Origin of the sequence: Prevotella sp. MGM1, assembly GCF_002933775.1 — a bacterium.
Lineage (GTDB): Bacteria > Bacteroidota > Bacteroidia > Bacteroidales > Bacteroidaceae > Prevotella.
The window spans coordinates 1-2,546 of record NZ_BEWV01000094.1 but is presented as its reverse complement, the minus strand read 5'-3'; the positions used below and the strand labels follow the sequence as shown (position 1 = coordinate 2,546).

The 2,546-nt window shown below is 55.6% G+C and carries 2 protein-coding genes; both read right to left on the bottom strand.

Annotated elements, in window-relative coordinates; all coding sequences use genetic code 11:
- Positions 1 to 7 precede the first annotated feature (7 nt).
- The gene (locus tag MoGM_RS02785) at positions 8 to 1,348 is read right to left on the bottom strand and encodes a glycoside hydrolase family 28 protein (RefSeq protein WP_104368672.1); all 1,341 of its coding nucleotides are present in this window, start codon (positions 1,346 to 1,348) and stop codon (positions 8 to 10) included.
- 251 nt (positions 1,349 to 1,599) lie between these two features.
- The coding region (locus MoGM_RS02780) for an OPT/YSL family transporter (RefSeq protein WP_199181758.1) at positions 1,600 to 2,546 on the bottom strand (947 nt) is incomplete at its 5' end.

Sequence of the window (2,546 nt, the reverse complement as noted above, 5' to 3'; positions counted from 1 at the left end):
ATTACATTTAAAAAGCGTCTTCACGCACATACTCCGGACGCTCGTCCGGAGTGTCGGTACGTATCTCCACGTTGTCGAACACCACGTTGCGGGCATGGCGCACGAAGAAGCCTTTGGCCGGCAGGGTGTCCCACATAGTGGCCTCGGGGTAGTCTTTCTCTTTCTCGTCGGCCGGCACAGGAGTCTTCTTCCCGCCTCCCTTATGACATATAAGGATGTCGCTCAGCCTGACGTTCTCCACCGGATGGCCGGGAAGACCGGTCACCGAGCATCCCGTGGCACCCGCGTTGCGCACTATCACGTTGTCTATATGCACATCGCGGATTATACCCACATTGCCTATCACCTGCCCGTTGTAGTATCCACGGGCACGATTGCCGAGCCGCACGAATATCGGAGCCTCAGTGCCCTCGACGGTAATTCCGCTCACACTTACGTTTTCCAGCACGCCCCCATCCACTATTTCAAGAGATATTGCCGATATGCCCCTTGGCAGTCCGAAATACTGCGACGTCTGGTCTTCCGACGGTTTCACGGCGATGCCGCTGATGTTGATGTTGCGGAACCCGCCGTTGGTCTCCGTTCCCAGCTTTATAGCGTTGCAGTGGCTGCTCACCACACAGTTGCTTATCGTAACGTTCTCGCACAACCTCGGCGAGGTGCTCTTCAATGTGATGGCGTCGTCATCGCTGTCGGCCGTCATCCCGGTCACGATCACATCGTGACAGCCGTCTATGTCGAGCGCGTCATTGTTGTAGTTGTTGCGGTTTTTCACCCTGATGCCGTCTATGCGCAGACGGTCGCAAGCCAGATAGTGCTGCATCCAGCACCCGCTGTTGCGCAGGGTGATGTCTTTGACCGTTATGTCCCGTCCACGTATGAAGCGAAGCAGGTGCGGACGCGTGATTCCCTCGTCGTTCCACGACAGTTTCTTGAATGCCTTGCCGCGCCCGTCTATCGTGCCGTGACCGTCTATCACCACGTTGTCCACATCGTCGGCATATATCAGCTGTATAGTCTCGGTCTGTGTGCGGAGCGAAAGATAGTCCGATTTCACGGGCTTATAGTCTGCCAGGTCGGTACTGCCATACAGCGTGGCACCATGTTCGAGATGCAGGTTGACATTGCTTTTGAGCACTATCGTGCCTATCTTGTAGCCTCCCGTGGGCACTATTACCCGTCCGCCGCCGGCCCTCGAGCAGGCGTCTATGGCCTGCTGCACTGCAACGGTGCTCAGTCTCGCGGTATCGCCGACGGCGCCGAAATCCACGATGTTGTAGTCTGCGGCACCGGCCTGCGCCACGGCGACACATAGAGAAAAGGCGATAAATATCTTTCTGATGTTCATAAGATTAGTTTTTTTTATTGAGACAACAGTCCCCACCGGTAGGAAGACCGGTTGCCCCGGGTTGTTTAAACAGTGTTTTTATCTTGAAGTCCCTTACCTTTTGATTGACAAACCGGTCATACAACCGTGGGACACACACCGCATTTAAGGCGTAAGACCTACGATAGCGCCTCAATCGGGACGGTCGTTTGTTTCATAACGACATACCCCGGCAGGCATATTATGGCCTGCCGGGGTATATAAAGGTATCATCATTTTTTGGTTGCCCGTATGAAATATACTATCAACAGGGCGTATGCGCCGAGCGAAAGAATTTCAGACAGCGGGTTTGCCCACCACGTGTCGTATGCGAAATCGACACCGCCGAAGCGCAGCAGGGCACTCACCACACCCATGAGAGCGCCGCCGGCAATGAACCCTGAAGCTATCAGGTTACCTTTCTCGCCACGCTCCTTGTTTGCTTTATCATCGGCTGTGCGTGTTGTCACAAACCAGTTTATCGCTCCTCCGACAAGCAAGGGAGTGTTGAGTTCCAGCGGGATGAACATTCCAAGAGCAAAAGCCAGGGCCGGAACACGGCACCATGTGAGCACAACGGCAATGCCGGCACCTATGGCATAGAGTATCCACGGAGCGCTGATGCCGTTCATCAGCGGCTCGATGACCGCTGCCATCGCATTGGCCTGAGGGGCTGAGAGCTTGCCGGTGTCAAATCCGTATGCCTCGTTGAGCAGCATCATCACACCGCCTACCGTGGCAGCCGACACCAACGTGCCGAGAAACTTCCACGACTCCTGTTTTCTCGGCGTGGTGCCGAGCCAGTAACCGACCTTCAAGTCGGTGATGAACGCTCCGGCCATAGACAGCGCCGTGCACACCACGCCACCCATGACGAGCGCAGCCACCATGCCGCTTGTGCCGCTGAGACCTACACCCACCATCACCACGGAGGCGAGAATAAGCGTCATCAGCGTCATACCCGACACAGGATTGCTGCCCACAATGGCTATGGCATTGGCTGCCACGGTGGTGAAGAGGAACGCTATCACGGACACAAGGACTATCGCCACGAGGGCGAAGAGCATGTTGCCGTCCATCACTCCCAACCAGAAGAAAAGGAAAGTGACGATTATCGTGAACACGGTGCCTACGGCGATGACCTTGAAAGGGATGTCGGCATTCCCGGAACCATCCTCAC